Consider the following 17,194-nt stretch of genomic DNA (forward strand, 5'->3'; position numbering starts at 1 on the left):
TCAATTTAAAATGTGGCCTGGATAAATCCGCAAACGGAGCTTGAGTTGAGCGTGGATCCCAGATGACGCTTCGCTCCATCTAGGTTACAGGTCTCTCTTAAATTGATGCGTTACGTAACAGTTTGCAACGGTAGTGAGAATAATAATGAAGCAAATCAATTTAGCAAATCGTGTGTGGCAAGACCCTGTTTATTTTATCGCGTTTGGTTTTGGTTCTGGTTTGATGCCTAAGGCTCCAGGAACTTGGGGAACGGTTGCTGCGGTGCCGGTTTATTTATTACTGATGCATTGCAATCCCATTGTTTACCTTATTTTAACCGCATTGGCATTTATTTTGGGTGTTTGGGTCTCTGATAAAGTAAGTAATGAATTAGGCGTACATGATTATAAAGGGATCGTCTGGGATGAGGTGGTTGGTTATTTATTAACGATGTTTATGGCACCTCAAGGATTTAAATGGATGCTATGCGGTTTTATCCTATTTCGCATTTTTGATATTTGGAAGCCCCAACCTATAGGGTATATCGATGAAAAGGTGAAAGGTGGAATGGGGATTATGTTGGATGATGTAATCGCTGCGATACCCGCTTGGATTATAATGCAGTTGTTAGCTTGGAGTTTTGCGTGATGAATGATAATCATAAGGAGCTAATTAGTATTGGGTTAACTGTAGGTATTATTGCCCTTACTTTATTTATTATCCATCGCTTTATCCCATCCATGATTTGGGCGGCTATCATTGTTATTGCTACCTATCCTTTGTATAAAAAATGGCGGCACATGTTTGGTAATAAAGACAACCTTGCAGCCTTTCTTTTTACTACTCTAATTGGTTTACTTTTTCTCCTTCCTTTAAGTTGGTTGGTGCGAATCCTGATTACTGAAGTTCAGTATTTCATTAATTTTTTACAAAATTTAAATCAACAGGGTGGGGCTGCTCCTGACTTTTTGAAAAATTTTCCATTCATTGGTAATGAATTGGTAGCCTATTGGGATAACAATATTGGCCAACCCGGTAAAATTCGCGATTTTCTCTCCAATGTGCATTTATCATTGGCTCCAACCAGTTATTATGTGAAACAGATAGGATCGAATTTAGCTCATCGTAGTATACAGGTTGGTTTTACTTTATTGACCTTATTCTTTTTCTACCGGGATGGAGATCAATTATTGGCCCAGATTTATCAAATAGGGGAATATTGTTTGGGGGATAGGTGGTTTCGTTACGCTGATAGATTACCTAAAGCATTGAGCGCCACTGTTAATGGCACCATCGTTGTCGGGCTTGGAGTAGGGATATTAATGGGTATTTGTTACGGCTTAGTAGGTTTTCCCGCACCTACATTAACCGGATTTATTACTGCTCTAGCCGCCATGATTCCTTTTGTTGTGCCTATTGTTTTTGTAACTGTTGCGATGATTTTATTTTCAGCAGGGAGTATGATTGGCGCGATCATTGTTTTGGTTTGGGGAACCTTAGTGATGTTTGTTGCGGATCACTTCGTTAAGCCCGTGCTTATTGGTGGGGCGATTGAACTACCCTTTTTGGCCGTGCTGTTTGGTATCTTAGGCGGGGTAGAGACTTTAGGTTTACTGGGCTTATTTATCGGGCCTGTGGTTATGGTGCTCTTTGTTACTTTATGGCAGGAGCCTCAAGCAATGCCTCATATTAAAAGTAAAAAACCGATACACTATTAATGTTCTATACAGTTGATTTATGCAGAGAAGATTTATAAAGGAAACCTGGTTGCAAGCAACCAGGTTACAGTTTATTTGTAACTGCAGGAATCAAATCGATAGATTATCCCTACACTACCCATTTGTGCCTGGAATGATCTTCCAAAAGTATTAATGCTGGTGGTCGACATATAGCGATAAGCTGCGTTGAGTGCATAATTTTCTGAGAAATTATAAGTTAAACCGACAGTTCCTTGATAGGTAAACACGTTTTTGTTAGCACTAAACGAAATTGCATCAAATGGGCCTGATGCATCTAAATTAAGAGTTAAGAACGAATAACCAATACCGCCACCAATGAACGGTGATATTGTTTCCAAAAATTCTGGAAAATCAAAGTAGAGATTAGCCATAAGCACATTAGCGGAAGCTCTACCACCAAAAGATGTTAGATCAAAATCAGTAACACGGAAACGATCAGGATTGGCAGAGATATATGTATATTCAAACTCATAACGAACAGGATTATATTGATAGCCTAGGCGGCCCCCCGCATTCCACCCATCGCGGTAGCGTACGTTAGAAAGCTGTACACCTAAGATATTCGTATTTACGTTAGAAGATAAATAGCTATAGCCTCCAAAAGCACTAATATACCAGCCATCAACAGCAGTAGATGCTGATGCTATGCTTGATGCTAATAAAGCAGTAGAAAATAGTACAAATCTCATGACTTCCCTTTATTATTATTTTTGTGAAGTCATGTTATCGTGTTACCTTAAATTTGCAAGTCCTTAAATTCAAAAAAATTTAACAAATATTTAAGAGTCCTCTGCTCTTACCACATACCTTTCATGTTCATAATTTCATCGTAAGAACAAAAAAATAGATTTAAAAAACAAAAAATTTTTATCACTACTATAATGAATTAGCCATATTGATTTCCCTCTATCAAAATGGTTTTTCTTTTGTTCATGTTATTCGCTATTGAGAAATATACTAACTGTGTGAATCGTCTACTTGTTTCAAATTAACATTGGTGCAATGATAAATTTTTTACATATGAAATGGAGTTTCATAATGACTAACAATAAAAAGAAAGATGCGGCAAAACCGCTATTAGAGATACCAACTAAGTTTATCGAACAGCTTGTAGATCTTATTTCTGATACGACACTGGAAGGCCATAAAAAAATAGTCGAACTCGCTGAACAAGCCAAAGTAAAATACAAATATTGGCTTTATTATTTTACCCGTACCCGTGACATCAATAGCTTTATTCATGATTTGACAGAAACCAAAGATCCTTATCTTCGTTGGGAAGCGGTTAAAAAGCTTTTAAGTGAAGGGGAATGGAATAATGGTTCTTATAATTTTTACTTTCTTTTAGAACTTACCTGCGCGATTGAGGGATATGAGTCTTTGGGCGAGCAGGAACAACTTTCTTTTGTGCTTAAACTAAAAGATCCGATCATGAATCGATTAAATTATTTAATTGGTGATCATAAGAAAGCACTAGAAGAGGCAAAACGTCGAAGTGATGAGCTAGAGCAAGCTGGGTTAGCGAAACAACGTCTATTAGGTTCGGCGCTTGTTGAGCAGGATCTTGAGGCTGCAAAACATAAAGCAGCCACAGACGTAGATAAAATTGTTTTTTGCCTTGTAAAGGATACTAATAGCCGTTGGAAACTTTCTTTAGTTGATGCAGTGGGTAAAGTACATCCGTTGGAAATAACTTTAGAGCTTAAATTATTTCTATCTAGCAAGAAAATTACCGATATAACCAAATTAAGCTCTGAGCATTTGGAACATATACTAACTGAGTGTTTACAGGCCAAATCTCAATTGCTTGAGCGTTTACAATTGGTGATAAATCCAGAGCAAAGCAATGCGGATATTGTGAGCGGCATCAATTCTTCCTTCGTTTTACGCACCGATCCTCCTAAAACCAATCTTTGGTGGGTAAGCAGTTTAGGTGCACTCAACTTTATTGAACTCAAAGATTATCCTTTGCTTAATGAATGTTTAACTAAAAATCTTGGGTTGTTGCACGATAATAACCTTAATGAAGCAACTAAAAAAGAAATTGAGAACTCAATAAAACTTCATTTATTAGGAGTAAAAACGGCCAAAGCCTTAAATACGACAACGGTTTCTCAGATGAATCGGCAGTTGGGTAGCATTTTTAAAAGACAACAGGGGGAACCAGATCTTGATGAAGTCAAACATGATGCTCATGAACGGGCGCTTAGTTTGCTTCAATACAAAATCAACCCGGAACAAAGAAATAGAGATTTACAACGTATGCATATTACGTCAACCTTTATTTTACGTCACACAGGCAAGGAGCATTCTCTTTGGTGGGCAAACAGCTTAGGTGCTATCCATCAAATCAGGTTAAAAAATTATCCTGAATTTTTAAATTGGCTTGAGACTCATCCTGCTCCATTTAATGCAGAAGATGAGTTGGCATTTAAAAATCATTTGCTAAATGTTAATCCAATTCATGAGTTAGACAAAAAGAACTTTCAAAATATTAGGGATATGCTTGAGAGACATGTTGCAGAACAAGTAAAACAGACCTCTGAAACGGAACAAGCAACTCCTAAGGTTGATGCCTCATTTAATGTGGGTACCCAGAAGGTCGCTCCGCAGCCCTTAAGCAAAGATAGGTATGTTGCTATTAGTCAATTGCCTAATATTTGGCAGGAAAAGAGGTTAATAAAAGAAGCTGTAGAAAATGCGGAAGAGTTATCGCGTACGCTTAATACGATATAGCAAATTTTAAATTAATAATAAAACAGTCACCATTGCGAATGTCCTGCGTTCGCAATGGTGATATCTACATGGGTACAACGCACACTTATTTAAACCCATTCGTTATCGGATAACGCCAATCCTTACCAAAAGCTACTGCACTCACCTTGATTCCAGGAGCTGCCTGGCGGCGTTTATATTCATTACGTTTAATCATTTGGATTACCTTAGCGACCACGTCAGGTTTAAATCCTTGTTGAATTATTTCTGATGGGCTTAAGTTTTTTTCCATGTATGCAACGATAATTGCATCTAAAATCTCATAGTCAGGCAAGCTGTCTTGATCGGTTTGATTATCTCTTAATTCAGCAGAAGGAGGGCGGGTAATAACTCGTTCAGGGATTACTTGAGACAAAGTATTTCGATAATGAGCTAGCGCATAAACCTGGGTTTTGAGTACATCTTTTAAAACCCCAAAGCCACCACACATGTCTCCGTATAAGGTTGCATATCCCACCGCCGACTCACTTTTATTGGAGGTGGTTAAGACCATTTTTCCAGTTTTATTCGACATAGCCATTAATAATATACCGCGAACTCGAGCTTGGATATTTTCTTCTGTAAGATCAGCGGGGCGCCCATGAAACTCAGGTTTTAATGTAGTCATTAAGGCTTCAAATGCGGGTTCAATAGATAACATTGAATGAGTGACTGTTAGTGTGTTTAATTCGAGCATGGCATCTTCTACACTCATTTCCGCAGTATAGCGTGAAGGCATAAGTACGGCATGCACTCGTTCTGCCCCTAAAGCATCTACCGCGACGGCTAAGGTGAGTGCTGAATCAATGCCTCCCGACAGTCCTAACAAAACCCCTGGAAATTGATTTTTATTCACATAATCACGAGTTCCACAAATCAACGCCTCATAGAGTAATGCTTCTTTCGTTGGCAGGGGAGCTATCGGGCCTGAAAGGTATTTATCTTGCAATTCAATCGTGCATAAATCTTCTTTAAATGCAGAGGCACGCGCACACACGGTACCTTGATGATCCAGAGCAAATGAGTGTCCATCAAATAATAATTCGTCTTGCCCACCAATTTGATTTACATACGCAATAGCAACACCTTGTCTTGCATAGGATTTTAATAAAGCTTCACGTTTTTGATATTTATGTTCATCAAATGGAGAAGCATTAGGGATGAGTATTATCGAAACACCCTGTGCAATTAAGTCTGCGATGGGGCCGGGCTGCCATGCATCTTCACAAATGCAAATACCTACCTGGTAATTCTTTATTTTTAGAATACATGGCTTTCTTGCTCCCGCAGTGAAGTAACGTGCTTCATCAAAAATTTCATAATTAGGTAGTTTTTGTTTGTGGTATTCCGTAATTCTTTGCCCTTGGTACAGAACGCTCACACTGTTGTAGCAGTTTTTTTGATCTATACTTGGATGACCAACAAGTACATAGCAGTCTTTGGTTACCGCTTGTATTTGGTTTAAATGCTCTATCACTGAAAGATGAAATTCATTTCGAAAAAGCAAATCCTCGGGAGGATAGCCTGTTAAGGCTAATTCAGGAAAAACAATGACATCATGGTCATCTTGCTTGTTTTTTATGATTTCGATAATTTTATCCCGATTGAGCGCTAATGCCCCAACATTGGGATTGATTTGAGCCATAAGAATTCGAAGCGTGTTTTGCATGATATTAAGCGTATTTTGAGAATAATGGGCAGTAAATTATTACAAAGTGTACCTAAATGAAAGATATAAGTGTTAATTAGACTGAAAATTGCATAAAATAAATGCTTTTGCCCAGAACACCCCAAATATTATGTTAAATGAAGCACTATCAAAAATGCCAGAAGCGTTTGAGGCCAAAATATTATTGCGAGGGCAAGAATATTTTGAGAATGGCCATGTGCTGAATATTCGTTTCAGTGAGGGGCTATTAAAAGGACGCGTTAAAGGCAGTTCCAGCCAGATTTACGATGTGCACATGGATTTAAAAGCTTGGCCTGGAAAGCGTGCGAGTTGCACCTGTGCCTCACAAATCAACTGCAAACATGCTGCTGCCTGTTTATTCGCTTTACGCGCCCAAACCAACCCTGTGTCACAGCCCGCAAATAAGCTAGATAAGCGCCTAGATAGCTGGTTAAAAAATCTGCGCGCTCAAGAAGCTGCGGTGGTTAAGACCCATGAGTCTACCCATCATTTAACTTATCTACTTGAACTTAGAATTGATGGTTATGAGCATAAGGTAATTGTTAAACTGGCCTTAGCTAAATTATTAAAACGGGGTGGTTATGGAAAGATGATCCCCTTTAACAGTCTTGCTGAGTCTAAGAAGCAACACTTTATTGGCGATGATAATGAATTGGTCGCGCAATTACTTTTTAAATGCGGTGTTACGGGTTGGTTTGATTCATTAAGTATCCGTAACAGTGAATTATTAGCACGTATTCTTGCTACGGGCAGGGCTTTTTTTGCTCATGATCATGAACATGCCATTCATATGGGTGAAATCTATAATGGCACTTGCCAGTGGGTTTTGGCACAAAATGGCAGCCAAAATCTATTGTTGATGCATGATGACGAAGCCGTTAAACCTTTGTTACTAGATGAGAGTTGGTATTTTGATTATGACGAAGGAGTTATGGGGTATCTAAAAACCCCATACCCAATAAAACAGCTTGGGCATTTATTAGAAGCTCCTCCTATTTCTATTGAGCAAGCTCCATTATTGGCGAAAAAAATGGAACAAACTTGCCCTGAATTCCCAGTACCACAGGTGTTTACCATTCAAGAGACACGTCAAGTTACTCCTATGCCGGTACTGATTCTTGATGCGGTAAGCGAAGAGAATGAGGGACCATCTTGGTTTGATGATGAGGAGGAGTTGAAAGTCTTATTTATTGCGCGCGTTTTTTTCAATTATGACCAATCAAGGATTGCGGTTAATGAAGATTGTGAAACGGTGGTAACCCAAGAAGATGGCATTTTAATTCACTACCAGCGTGATAAAAAGTTTGAAGCGGAAAAGCTGATCGAATTACATCAGATCCTTAAATTGAGAGCGCCTAAAGGTTGGGAAAGGGCGCAGTGGGATAAAACCAAGCAAGCTGATTTTATATTAGAAAATATTACCCGAGCTGCAGACTTAGAATTTCTTTACAGCCAAGCAGTACCTTTATTAAGTCATCGGGGCTGGCAAGTAGACATGATAAGCTCATTATATCAGCAAGTAGTTAGCGCTGATGATGTAGAATGGTTTTCTGATTTACATGAAGGAAGTGGCACAGACTTCTTTTCCTATCAATTAGGTATCTTAGTAGAAGGCAAGCCAGTCAGTATTGTTCCGTTGGTTGCTGAGTTAATTCAGCATTACAAAGGGGGGGAGTTGGATGGCCTTCCGGATGAGCAATTAGTTAAATTACCTTTGGATGATGGACGGGCTTTACAGTTAGAAATGGGGCGTATTAAACCTTTGGTACGTTTACTGTTGCAATTTGGTCTACGTCATATAGATGAAAATCAACATCTACAAATTAACAAATACCAGTTGATATTGATGCAGGAAGCTGAATTAGCGCTTGCAGCTACGAAGTCACGTTGGCAAGGTGCTGAAATGTTACGCAATGAGTTAAAGCGCCTTGTTAAGCTAACTGATATTCCTGAAGTTCCGATTCCTCAAGGGCTGCAAGCACAGTTAAGAGATTATCAACGCCAAGGATTAAATTGGATACAGTTCCTGCGTACCAGTAGTTTTAGCGGTATTTTAGCTGATGACATGGGCTTAGGAAAAACCATTCAAACCTTGACGCACTTGCTTTATGAAAAAGAGCAAGGACGTACACGAACTGCCACATTAATTATTGCGCCCACCAGTTTGGTTGGCAATTGGGAGGCAGAGGCACGGCGTTTTACTCCTGCATTAAAAGTTTTAGTTTATCATGGCAGTGAACGCCATCTGGATGATTTTGATGATTATGATTTAGTTATTTCCACGTATGGACTCATTCATCGAGATAAAGAAAAATTTGTGAGTTATCCCTTTTATTATCTTATTTTGGATGAGGCACAATTTATTAAAAATGCACGTACTAAAACAACGCAGATCATTCAGCAATTGCACGCGGCGCATCGTTTATGTCTCACGGGTACACCCCTGGAAAATCATTTAGGGGAGTTATGGTCATTATTCCACTTTTTAATGCCTGGTTTATTGGGTGATACCAAACAATTTAGGCTGTGGTTTAGAAATCCTATAGAGAAACATGCTGATGTGCATCGACGTGAGGTTTTAGTTAACCGAGTAAAACCTTTTATTCTCAGGCGAACAAAAAACCAGGTTGCTCGTGAATTACCGCCGAAAACGGAAATGACTCGTACTATTGAAATTGTTGGGCCACAACGTGATCTTTATGAAGCGATTCGCATGAGCATGGAGAAAAAAGTTCGTGATGCCATTGTGAAACAAGGCTTAGGTAAAAGTCATATTATTATTCTTGATGCCTTATTGAAGCTGCGTCAGATTTGCTGTGATCCACGTTTATTATCATTACCTGAGGCAACAATTGCTCATGGAACTTCGGCTAAACTCGAAACCTTGATGGAACTGCTTGATAATTTAGTGGAAGAGGGGCGGCGGGTACTTGTTTTCTCTCAATTTACGTCCATGCTGCAATTAATTGAAGATGAGTTGCATGCACGTAATTATGATTATTTAAAGCTTACCGGACAAACACAAAATAGACAGGCTTTAGTTGAGAGGTTTCAAGAAGGAAAGACCCCTGTATTTTTAATTAGCTTAAAAGCTGGGGGAACTGGATTGAACTTAACGCGTGCGGATACCGTAATTCATTACGATCCTTGGTGGAATCCGGCGGTAGAGGATCAGGCTACGGATAGGACGCATCGTATTGGTCAGGTAAATCCTGTGTTTGTTTATAAGTTGATTACTTCAGGTACGGTTGAAGAAGCCATTTTAGGTATGCAAGAGCGTAAACGCCTGCTGGTGGATGGAATTTTATCTGCAGATCCTGCTAAGGCGATAAGTTTAAGTGAAGAGGATATAGAGCAGTTTTTTGCGCCATTATAGGTCGGTCCCCTGGTCCAACATGGACCTCATGTTATTCTTGAGCTCTATGTTGAGTAAGGGGCCAAACCTACACCTCAGCCCACTTTCTGCTGTGGGAGTGGATTTGGATTAATTTTAAAACAACCCATCATTGAAAAAAACATAAAAAATAATGCTTTTTTATTGAAAAACTGGCATAGTCGCGAATCATGGCATAAGCTATATATGATTGTAATTATGGAGAAAACTATGAAATTATGGAAAGCGATTTGTGGTTTGGTTTTTGCTGTATCATTTATTCCTAGCGCCATCGCTGCATCAGGTTCGCCTGTTGGCCAATGGACAACAATTGATGATAAAACTGGTGCCAAAAGAGCTGTTGTAGTGATTTCTGAATCTGGCGGCGTTATCAGTGGTGTTATTCAAAAAGTATACCCACAAGCAGGCGATACTGGAATTTGTGAAAAATGCCCAGGCTCGTTCAAAGGTAAAAAGATTGCGGGCATACGTTTCTTATGGGGTTTGAAAAGTGATGGTAACAATGAGTGGAGTGGCGGCTCTATTCTAGACCCTAAGTCAGGTAAAGTTTATAAAGCAAAAATGACTCTTGAAGGAAATAAACTTCATGTTAGAGGATATTTAGGCGTTTCCTTATTAGGTCGCACTCAAACATGGGTTAGATAATTCCCGGAACCTGGTTGCTTGCAACCAGGTTTTTTCTTTTAGAAATCCTAGTGCCGTCAAAATGAGCCGATTTTGGCTGTCAATTAAGCCCCAGCCCTTTTATCAGATGACATCCTAGCAAAAGATCATTACAATAGTCGCTGTTCCAAACTCATATTGCCTACGTAACCATGCTTGATCTAAAAAAATCTCAAAAAACAGTTGATCCATTAAGAAGACCCCCTCATTCAGTCGAAGCAGAGCAATCGATTATTGGTGGATTGATGCTGGATAACCAGGTTTGGGATAAAATTAGTACCAAACTCTGTGAGACAGATTTTTACCGTACAGAACATCGTATTTTATTCCGGGCAATTTCTGGATTATCAAAAAAAGACCAACCCTTTGATGTGGTCACTCTTCTTGATACGTTAAAGTCTCATAATGAGCTGGATGATGCTGGTGGTGAAGCTTATTTATTTGAATTAGCAAATAACACGCCTAGCGTGGCGAACGTTAATGCGTACGCTGATATTGTGCGAGAAAAGTCCGTACAAAGACAACTCATTGGGGTGGCCACGGAAATTGCTGATGCAGCCTATAACCCGGAAGGAAGAGAAGTACCTGAATTATTAGATATGGCTGAAACCAAGGTATTTGCAATTGGGGAGCAAACCGGAGGCGATGGTGGCCCTGAAAATATTAAATCTATTTTAGTGCGTACCGTTGAGAAGATTGATGCCTTGTACCACAATGGTGATGCGCTCACCGGGGTCCCTACAGGACTTAGCGATTTAGATAAAATGACTTCGGGTTTACAACCTTCTGATTTGATTATCGTTGCGGGTCGTCCTTCTATGGGTAAAACCACTTTGGTAATGAATATGGCAGAGCATGTCGCGATTCAGTCTGGAAAACCAGTAATCGTGTACTCAATGGAGATGCCGTCAGATTCATTAGCTATGAGGATGATGTCTTCTTTAGGTCGTATTGATCAGCACAAGATAAGAACCGGAAAGCTTGATGACGATGATTGGCCTCGGGTGACTTCGGCTGTGCACATGCTGTCTGAAGCGTCTTTATTTATTGATGATACCCCAGCGTTAAGTCCTTCGGAAATGCGGGCGCGTTCGCGCCGTGTAGCCAAAGAGCATGGTTCTGTTGGTTTAATTGTAGTGGATTATCTCCAGCTTATGAAAGTACCTGGCTTTAACGCCGAAAACAGAACCGCGGAAATCTCGGAAATTTCGCGCAGTTTGAAGTCCCTTGCTAAAGAATTGCAAACGCCAGTGATTGCTTTATCGCAGTTAAACCGAAGTTTGGAGCAACGTGCCGATAAACGTCCTGTAATGTCTGACTTAAGGGAATCGGGTGCGATCGAGCAGGACGCGGACTTAATCTGCTTTATTTACCGGGATGAGGTGTATAACGAAGATAGCCCAGACAAAGGAACCGCAGAGATTATTGTTGCAAAACAAAGAAATGGTCCTATTGGAAAGGTTCGTGTAGCCTTTATTGGTAAATATACTCGATTTGAAGATTTGGCATTTAATGGGTATCAAGAGGGATTTGAATAGTGTCAAGACCGACCCACTTGGTTGTTGAGCCTAGTGCTTTACTGCATAACTTGGCGCAAATAAGACGATTTGCGCCAGGCAAAAAAATAATTACCATGGTCAAGGCTAATGCTTATGGTTGTGGCATCCATGCGGTGGTGCCTGTGCTAGAAGGGCATGTGGATGCTTTTGGTGTGGCCTGCATTGAAGAGGCCATGGTTATTCGCCGCTTAGGTAGTCGTACTCATTGTATTCTGTTTCAAGGCGTGTTTAGCCCGGATGAATTTAAACTAGTTGCAGAGCATCAATTAGGTTGTGTCATGCATCAGCCGCATCAAATACAGTGGTTGCTAAATACACCACTGGATAAGCCGATTAAATTATGGGTGAAAGTAAATACGGGCATGCATCGTCTGGGATTTAAGCCTCACGAATTGCAAGAGGTGATGAATGCGTTACAAGCTTGCCCTTGGGTAGATAAAGACATTGGTTTAATGACTCATTTAGCTTGTGCTGATGAGCCTGAGCGTGTGGAAAATTATCAGCAGATTTCTCTTTTTGAAAGTATTTCAGTAGCTGGTTTTAGCCAGCGTAGTATGGCCAATTCAGCAGCAATTATTTCTTTCCCACAAACACATGCGGATGTAGTGAGGCCAGGCATCATGCTGTATGGGGTGTCGCCCTTTGCTGATAAGACCGCAACAGACTTGGGCTTAGTTCCGGTAATGCGTTTTATATCCGCGATTAGTGCTGTTTATGATAATCCACCTTTTGCACAAGTGGGATATAGCGGGATTTGGAGCAGCCTAAAAACTTCACGAATTGGTATTGTTGCTGCAGGTTATGGGGATGGTTATCCTCGTCATATTGCTGCGAATACGCCAGTTTGGGTACAGGGTAGGGAAGTTCCAATTGCGGGTCGTATTTCTATGGATATGTTGGCTGTTGATTTAACGGAACATCCTGACATCAAACCCGGAGCTCCAGTGGAGTTGTGGGGGACTCATATTTTAGTGGAGCGTATTGCTCAAGCCGCGGGGACCATTGGCTACGAGTTACTGTGCCAAATTTCAGAACGTGTGCGCCATTCTTAATCATTCCTTGCTTGGGTTTATAGCCCAACAACAAGGTCTCAAGCCACACCGGCGCCCAATGGGGGCTATGAGCTAGAAGCAGGTCCTTGTTTAAAATGATATGGATCATAATCACCCAGGGTGTTAGAATGGTGTCGATTTTTTAACCCTTTAATCTGGTGACAATCATGAAAAAGTTAGCTGTTGCATCCTTATCCTTGTCTTTTTTACTCGTCGGTTGTACCGGGGTGAATAATGAAGGCATAGGCGCCCTTTCTGGTGGTGTCGTTGGTGGATTGCTCGGTAGCCAGTTTGGTAGTGGCGGTGGTAAAGTCGCTGCAGCAGCTGGTGGTGCTCTTATTGGTGCTGTTTTAGGTGGCCAAATTGGGCGAAGCATGGATAAAGTAGACCAAATGCAAATGCAAAGAGCACTGGAAACTGCGCCAACAGGTAGAGCAGTTAATTGGTCAAACCCAGATACTGGATATCGTTATACCGTTCAACCTACTAGAACTTATTATCATGAACAACATCATGAACGCTTGCCTTGTCGTGAATATACTACGAAAGCATGGATTGATGGCCGAACTCAACTTCTCCGTGGTAGCGCTTGTCGTCAACCTGATGGATCTTGGCACGTAGTGAACTAGTAATTTTAAGCCTAAACGTGTCACAGAAACGTGGCCCGTATTACGCTGCGCTAATACGGGCCACAATTTCTACGTTTTGAGGCTATTAAGCTATCGGCTTATCCTTCACTTCTTTTGAACTTTTATCACAACAAGCACAACCGCAATTATTAAATTTATTGTAGAGCCAGGCAATAAGAAAACCCATAATGAAGGCATCAATAAATGCAATAACTGCTCCAAGGATACTTCCTTTAATGGATGGAGTATATCCAGGATATAAATTTCCCATTGATATAACAAAATCATGTCCATAGGCATAATAAGTAGCAATTAAGCCTAGTAATAATATGCTTATGCCCCAAAGCACACCAAAAGCTAGGCCCAAGCTTACAGGATTTATTCTGCAACCACTCATAATTATCTCCATATAAAAAGGCCTCGTGTAGGAAGAGGCTGTGTTGGTTTACGGGTGGTTCACAATTAAACCTGTTGTTGGCCAGCCCAAGAGACATGAAATGCCTCTTGTAGGAGTATAGCTCTACTTTGCATCAAGTAGTAGTTTTTGACAAATTGAAAAATATTGTGCCTCCAATTGATGCAGATCGATTAAAGAAACACATTCATTCACTTGATGGATGGTGGCATTAACAGGGCCTAACTCGATAACTTCTACACCATAAGGAGCAATAAAACGACCATCAGAAGTACCGCCACTGGTTGACAATTCAGGAGTAAAACCTGATTGCTCCAGAATCGCCTGTTGTGTGCTTTCTAATAAAGCACCTTGGGCAGTTAAAAAAGGCTCTCCGCTTAAACGCCAGTTGATACTCGGACTAAGACCAAACTCATGAAAAGTTGCGATAACCTGCTCTTTTAATGTCTCTTGAGTTTGCTCTGTAGAATAGCGGAAATTCAAGTGCATATTCAGCTCACCGGGAATAATATTAGGAGCTTGCCCACCCGAGCTAATAGAGGTTATTTGCATGGAAGTTGGCGGGAAATACGCATTTCCCTCATCCCAATGAATAGCCGTTAATTTAGCCAGAGCTGGGCTTATTTTATGAATAGGATTTTCTGCTAAATGCGGATAGGCTACGTGTCCTTGTTTTCCATGCAGACAGATTTTTGCGCTTAATGAACCGCGTCTACCAATTTTAAGCACGTCCCCAACGTGAGCAGTACTGGAAGGCTCTCCAACAATACAATAATCAATATGAATTCCCTGTTTCTGTAATTGCTCCATTACATAAGGTGTTCCTAAATCATAATCATCACCTTCTTCACCGCTGGTAATGAGAAAGCCTAATCGTCCAGGAAAAGCGGGATAGGCTTCGACGAAGCGCTTTGCCATGAGTAGCATGCAAGCAAGGCTGCCTTTCATATCCGCAACGCCACGGCCATAAAGCATACTGTCTTTGTCTACTAAAACAAAGGGATCAGTATGCCATTTTGACTCATCACCGATAGGTACTACATCAGTATGGCCTGCAAATACCAATAAAGGCCCACTGTCTCCATAAAGGGCAAAAAAATTAGATACAGGGCCATTATTCATCCGTTCGCAACTGAATCCCGCATTCTGCAAGAATTGAATCATAAATTCCTGGCATCCAGCATCATCTGGAGTAATCGATGGGAAATTAATGAGTTCAGCTAATAGTTCCTTTATTTTACTCATAATTTAGTTTGCTCTTAATAATTCATTAATGCTCACTTTCGCCCGGGTTTTTTCATCCACCTGTTTTACAATTACAGCGCAATATAGGCTATGGCTTTTATCTTCACTAGGTAGGCTTCCAGCAACAACTACGGAGCCTTCAGGAATGCGGCCATAGGTAATTTCCCCAGTCAGACGATTATAGATTTTTGTACTTTGTCCTAGATAAACGCCCATGGATAGTACGGAATTGCGTTCTACAATAACCCCTTCAACTACTTCGGAGCGTGCACCGATAAAGCAATTATCTTCAATAATAGTTGGATTTGCCTGTAATGGTTCTAATACACCACCAATCCCAACACCTCCTGAAAGATGTACATTTTTACCAATTTGCGCACATGAGCCAACGGTAGCCCAAGTGTCAACCATTACGCCCTCATCAATATAGGCGCCTACATTAACATAGGAGGGCATTAAGATGCTGTTTTTAGCAATATAAGCTCCTTTGCGCACCATGGCATGCGGTACAACACGGACACCGGTTTGTTGAAATTGCTCTTCGCTATAGCCTTGATACTTTAGTGGAACTTTGTCATAAAACTGACAAAATCCGGCGTCGATAATTTGATTAGGAAATAATTTAAATGATAGCAGGACGGCTTTTTTAATCCATTGATGCACGACCCAGTCATCATTTATTTTTTCTGCAACACGGTATTGGCCACTATCCAGACAAGAAAGTACTTCATTTACTGCTGCAATGAGCTCAGGTGTTGCAGTACTCATGGATAAGGTTTGACGTTGTTCAAAAGCTTGCTCAATAATGGTTTGTAACGTATGCATATGTTTTTCCTAAATAATGTTATAACAAGGCGTTGTGTAAATCAGCTTGTAAGTCTTCCACGTGCTCAATACCCACAGAAAGACGAATGAAGCCATCTTCAATTCCTAAGATTTTGCGTTGCTCCGGTGGAATAGAGGCATGTGTCATAATCGCTGGGTGCTCAATTAAGCTTTCAACTCCACCTAAACTCTCAGCTAGGGTGAATAATTCACAGCGGGATAAAAAGCGTTTCGCTTCTTCGATGCCACCGTCAATTACCATGGAAATCATACCGCCAAAACCTTGCATTTGCTCTTTAGCTAACTGGTGCTGTGGATGACTAGCAAGACCTGGATAGATTACTTTACTGACTTTAGGGTGTGAGCTTAGCCAGTTTGCTAGATGTTCCGCATTTTCACAATGTCTTTGCATGCGTAAGGACAGGGTTTTGAGGCTTCTGAGTACTAAAAAGCTATCAAATGGACCGGCAATTCCTCCACACGAGTTTTGTAAGAATGCCATCCGATCAGCAAGGTCTGCATTGTCGCCCACAACAACGACACCACTAATTACATCGGAATGACCATTTAAGTATTTCGTTGCTGAATGCAGCACGATATCAAACCCCAATTCAATTGGGCGTTGAATCCAGGGAGTAGCAAAGGTATTGTCGGCGACCGTAATGAGGTTATGGCGTTTTGCAATCGCGGCGATTTCACGTAAATTGGCTAGTTTTAGCATGGGATTGGAAGGAGTTTCTACCCAGATTAAGCGCGTTTTAGGAGTGATTGCGGCCTCAATATTGCGGGCGTCGGTCATATCTACAAAAGAAAAAGATAAGTTGGAAGTACGTGTTTTCACCTTATCGAATAAACGAAAAGAACCACCATAAAGGTCGTCGGTAGCAATCACGTGGTCTCCAGCATCGAGCAGATCAATAACTGTATTTATGGCTGCCATTCCTGAGCCAAAAGCAAAACCACGCTGACCTGACTCCAAGCTAGCAATACAGCCTTCATAAGCTGCACGTGTAGGGTTTTGCGTGCGTGAATACTCATATCCTTGATGTACTCCAGGCGCACTTTGTCGGTATGTTGAGGTTGCATAAATAGGGGTCATTACTGCACCAGTACTTGGACATGGCTCTTGGCCTGCATGAATGGCTCGCGTATCGAAGTGATTCTTTTTCATTCAATATATTCCTTATAAGTAATCGTCTGTATTCTAGTGGGGTAATTTCCTCTAGGCAAGGTATCAATTGATGCTAAA

At 40.7% G+C, this 17,194-nt stretch carries 14 protein-coding genes; 8 read left to right on the plus strand and 6 right to left on the minus strand.

The window, feature by feature from the left end:
- Positions 1-145 precede the first annotated feature (145 nt).
- Both J2N86_RS05335 and J2N86_RS05340 read left to right on the plus strand, forming a co-directional pair.
- Complete coding sequence (locus J2N86_RS05335) at positions 146-628, plus strand: phosphatidylglycerophosphatase A family protein (protein WP_252581413.1); 483 nt, start codon at positions 146-148, stop codon at positions 626-628.
- Complete coding sequence (locus J2N86_RS05340; RefSeq protein ID WP_252582381.1) at positions 628-1,698, plus strand: AI-2E family transporter; 1,071 nt, start codon at positions 628-630, stop codon at positions 1,696-1,698. The genes J2N86_RS05335 and J2N86_RS05340 overlap by 1 nt, the downstream gene beginning before the upstream one ends.
- 71 nt (positions 1,699-1,769) lie before the next feature.
- On the opposite strand, the gene J2N86_RS05345 is transcribed toward J2N86_RS05340, so the two are convergent.
- Entirely contained in the window at positions 1,770-2,408 is a 639-nt protein-coding gene (locus tag J2N86_RS05345; protein ID WP_252581416.1) for an outer membrane protein, read from the minus strand.
- A gap of 349 nt (positions 2,409-2,757) precedes the next feature.
- Between J2N86_RS05345 and J2N86_RS05350 the strand changes: the two genes are divergently transcribed.
- Positions 2,758-4,455, plus strand: a complete 1,698-nt coding sequence (locus tag J2N86_RS05350) for a hypothetical protein (protein ID WP_252581419.1) — start codon at positions 2,758-2,760, stop codon at positions 4,453-4,455.
- 85 nt (positions 4,456-4,540) lie between these two features.
- Here the strand turns inward: J2N86_RS05350 and J2N86_RS05355 are convergent, their stop codons facing one another.
- A complete protein-coding gene (locus J2N86_RS05355) occupies positions 4,541-6,142 on the minus strand; it encodes an NAD+ synthase (protein ID WP_252581422.1) in 1,602 nt (533 codons plus the stop codon).
- Positions 6,143-6,272: 130 nt separating this feature from the next.
- Between J2N86_RS05355 and J2N86_RS05360 the strand changes: the two genes are divergently transcribed.
- From J2N86_RS05360 to J2N86_RS05380, 5 genes are all read left to right on the plus strand, one after another.
- Positions 6,273-9,539: a DEAD/DEAH box helicase gene (locus J2N86_RS05360; RefSeq protein ID WP_252581425.1), complete on the plus strand. Its 3,267-nt coding sequence runs from the start codon at positions 6,273-6,275 to the stop codon at positions 9,537-9,539.
- 228 nt (positions 9,540-9,767) lie between these two features.
- Positions 9,768-10,202 (plus strand): DUF2147 domain-containing protein, encoded by a 435-nt coding sequence (locus J2N86_RS05365; RefSeq protein WP_252581428.1) that lies wholly within the window; start codon positions 9,768-9,770, stop codon positions 10,200-10,202.
- A gap of 170 nt (positions 10,203-10,372) precedes the next feature.
- A complete protein-coding gene (gene dnaB, locus J2N86_RS05370; RefSeq protein WP_252581431.1) occupies positions 10,373-11,758 on the plus strand; it encodes a replicative DNA helicase in 1,386 nt (461 codons plus the stop codon).
- On the plus strand, positions 11,758-12,831 hold the full coding sequence (gene alr, locus J2N86_RS05375) for an alanine racemase (RefSeq protein WP_252581433.1): 1,074 nt from the start codon (positions 11,758-11,760) through the stop codon (positions 12,829-12,831). The genes dnaB and alr overlap by 1 nt, the downstream gene beginning before the upstream one ends.
- 167 nt (positions 12,832-12,998) lie before the next feature.
- Positions 12,999-13,460: an RT0821/Lpp0805 family surface protein gene (locus J2N86_RS05380; RefSeq protein WP_252581436.1), complete on the plus strand. Its 462-nt coding sequence runs from the start codon at positions 12,999-13,001 to the stop codon at positions 13,458-13,460.
- An 85-nt stretch (positions 13,461-13,545) separates the two neighbouring features.
- Here the strand turns inward: J2N86_RS05380 and J2N86_RS05385 are convergent, their stop codons facing one another.
- From J2N86_RS05385 to J2N86_RS05400, 4 genes are all read right to left on the minus strand, one after another.
- Positions 13,546-13,857 (minus strand): bacteriophage holin, encoded by a 312-nt coding sequence (locus J2N86_RS05385; RefSeq protein WP_252582382.1) that lies wholly within the window; start codon positions 13,855-13,857, stop codon positions 13,546-13,548.
- A gap of 123 nt (positions 13,858-13,980) precedes the next feature.
- Complete coding sequence (dapE, locus tag J2N86_RS05390) at positions 13,981-15,120, minus strand: succinyl-diaminopimelate desuccinylase (protein WP_252581439.1); 1,140 nt, start codon at positions 15,118-15,120, stop codon at positions 13,981-13,983.
- A 3-nt stretch (positions 15,121-15,123) separates the two neighbouring features.
- Positions 15,124-15,888: a 2,3,4,5-tetrahydropyridine-2,6-dicarboxylate N-succinyltransferase gene (gene dapD, locus J2N86_RS05395; RefSeq protein ID WP_407658983.1), complete on the minus strand. Its 765-nt coding sequence runs from the start codon at positions 15,886-15,888 to the stop codon at positions 15,124-15,126.
- Positions 15,889-15,964: 76 nt separating this feature from the next.
- Entirely contained in the window at positions 15,965-17,116 is a 1,152-nt protein-coding gene (locus J2N86_RS05400) for a trans-sulfuration enzyme family protein (RefSeq protein WP_252581445.1), read from the minus strand.
- Between the last annotated feature and the right edge of the window lie 78 nt (positions 17,117-17,194).

It is taken from the genome of Legionella lytica, assembly GCF_023921225.1.
GTDB lineage: Bacteria > Pseudomonadota > Gammaproteobacteria > Legionellales > Legionellaceae > Legionella > Legionella lytica.

Bases quoted from the DNA above. Each gene is read 5' to 3' on its own strand.
- J2N86_RS05335 (WP_252581413.1), top strand. From the start codon at position 146: ATGAAGCAAATCAATTTAGCAAATCGTGTGTGGCAAGACCCTGTTTAT.
- J2N86_RS05340 (WP_252582381.1), top strand. From the start codon at position 628: ATGAATGATAATCATAAGGAGCTAATTAGTATTGGGTTAACTGTAGGT.
- J2N86_RS05345 (WP_252581416.1), bottom strand. From the start codon at position 2,408: ATGAGATTTGTACTATTTTCTACTGCTTTATTAGCATCAAGCATAGCA.
- J2N86_RS05350 (WP_252581419.1), top strand. From the start codon at position 2,758: ATGACTAACAATAAAAAGAAAGATGCGGCAAAACCGCTATTAGAGATA.
- J2N86_RS05355 (WP_252581422.1), bottom strand. From the start codon at position 6,142: ATGCAAAACACGCTTCGAATTCTTATGGCTCAAATCAATCCCAATGTT.
- J2N86_RS05360 (WP_252581425.1), top strand. From the start codon at position 6,273: ATGTTAAATGAAGCACTATCAAAAATGCCAGAAGCGTTTGAGGCCAAA.
- J2N86_RS05365 (WP_252581428.1), top strand. From the start codon at position 9,768: ATGAAATTATGGAAAGCGATTTGTGGTTTGGTTTTTGCTGTATCATTT.
- dnaB (WP_252581431.1), top strand. From the start codon at position 10,373: ATGCTTGATCTAAAAAAATCTCAAAAAACAGTTGATCCATTAAGAAGA.
- J2N86_RS05380 (WP_252581436.1), top strand. From the start codon at position 12,999: ATGAAAAAGTTAGCTGTTGCATCCTTATCCTTGTCTTTTTTACTCGTC.
- J2N86_RS05385 (WP_252582382.1), bottom strand. From the start codon at position 13,857: ATGAGTGGTTGCAGAATAAATCCTGTAAGCTTGGGCCTAGCTTTTGGT.
- dapE (WP_252581439.1), bottom strand. From the start codon at position 15,120: ATGAGTAAAATAAAGGAACTATTAGCTGAACTCATTAATTTCCCATCG.
- dapD (WP_407658983.1), bottom strand. From the start codon at position 15,888: ATGAGTACTGCAACACCTGAGCTCATTGCAGCAGTAAATGAAGTACTT.
- J2N86_RS05400 (WP_252581445.1), bottom strand. From the start codon at position 17,116: ATGAAAAAGAATCACTTCGATACGCGAGCCATTCATGCAGGCCAAGAG.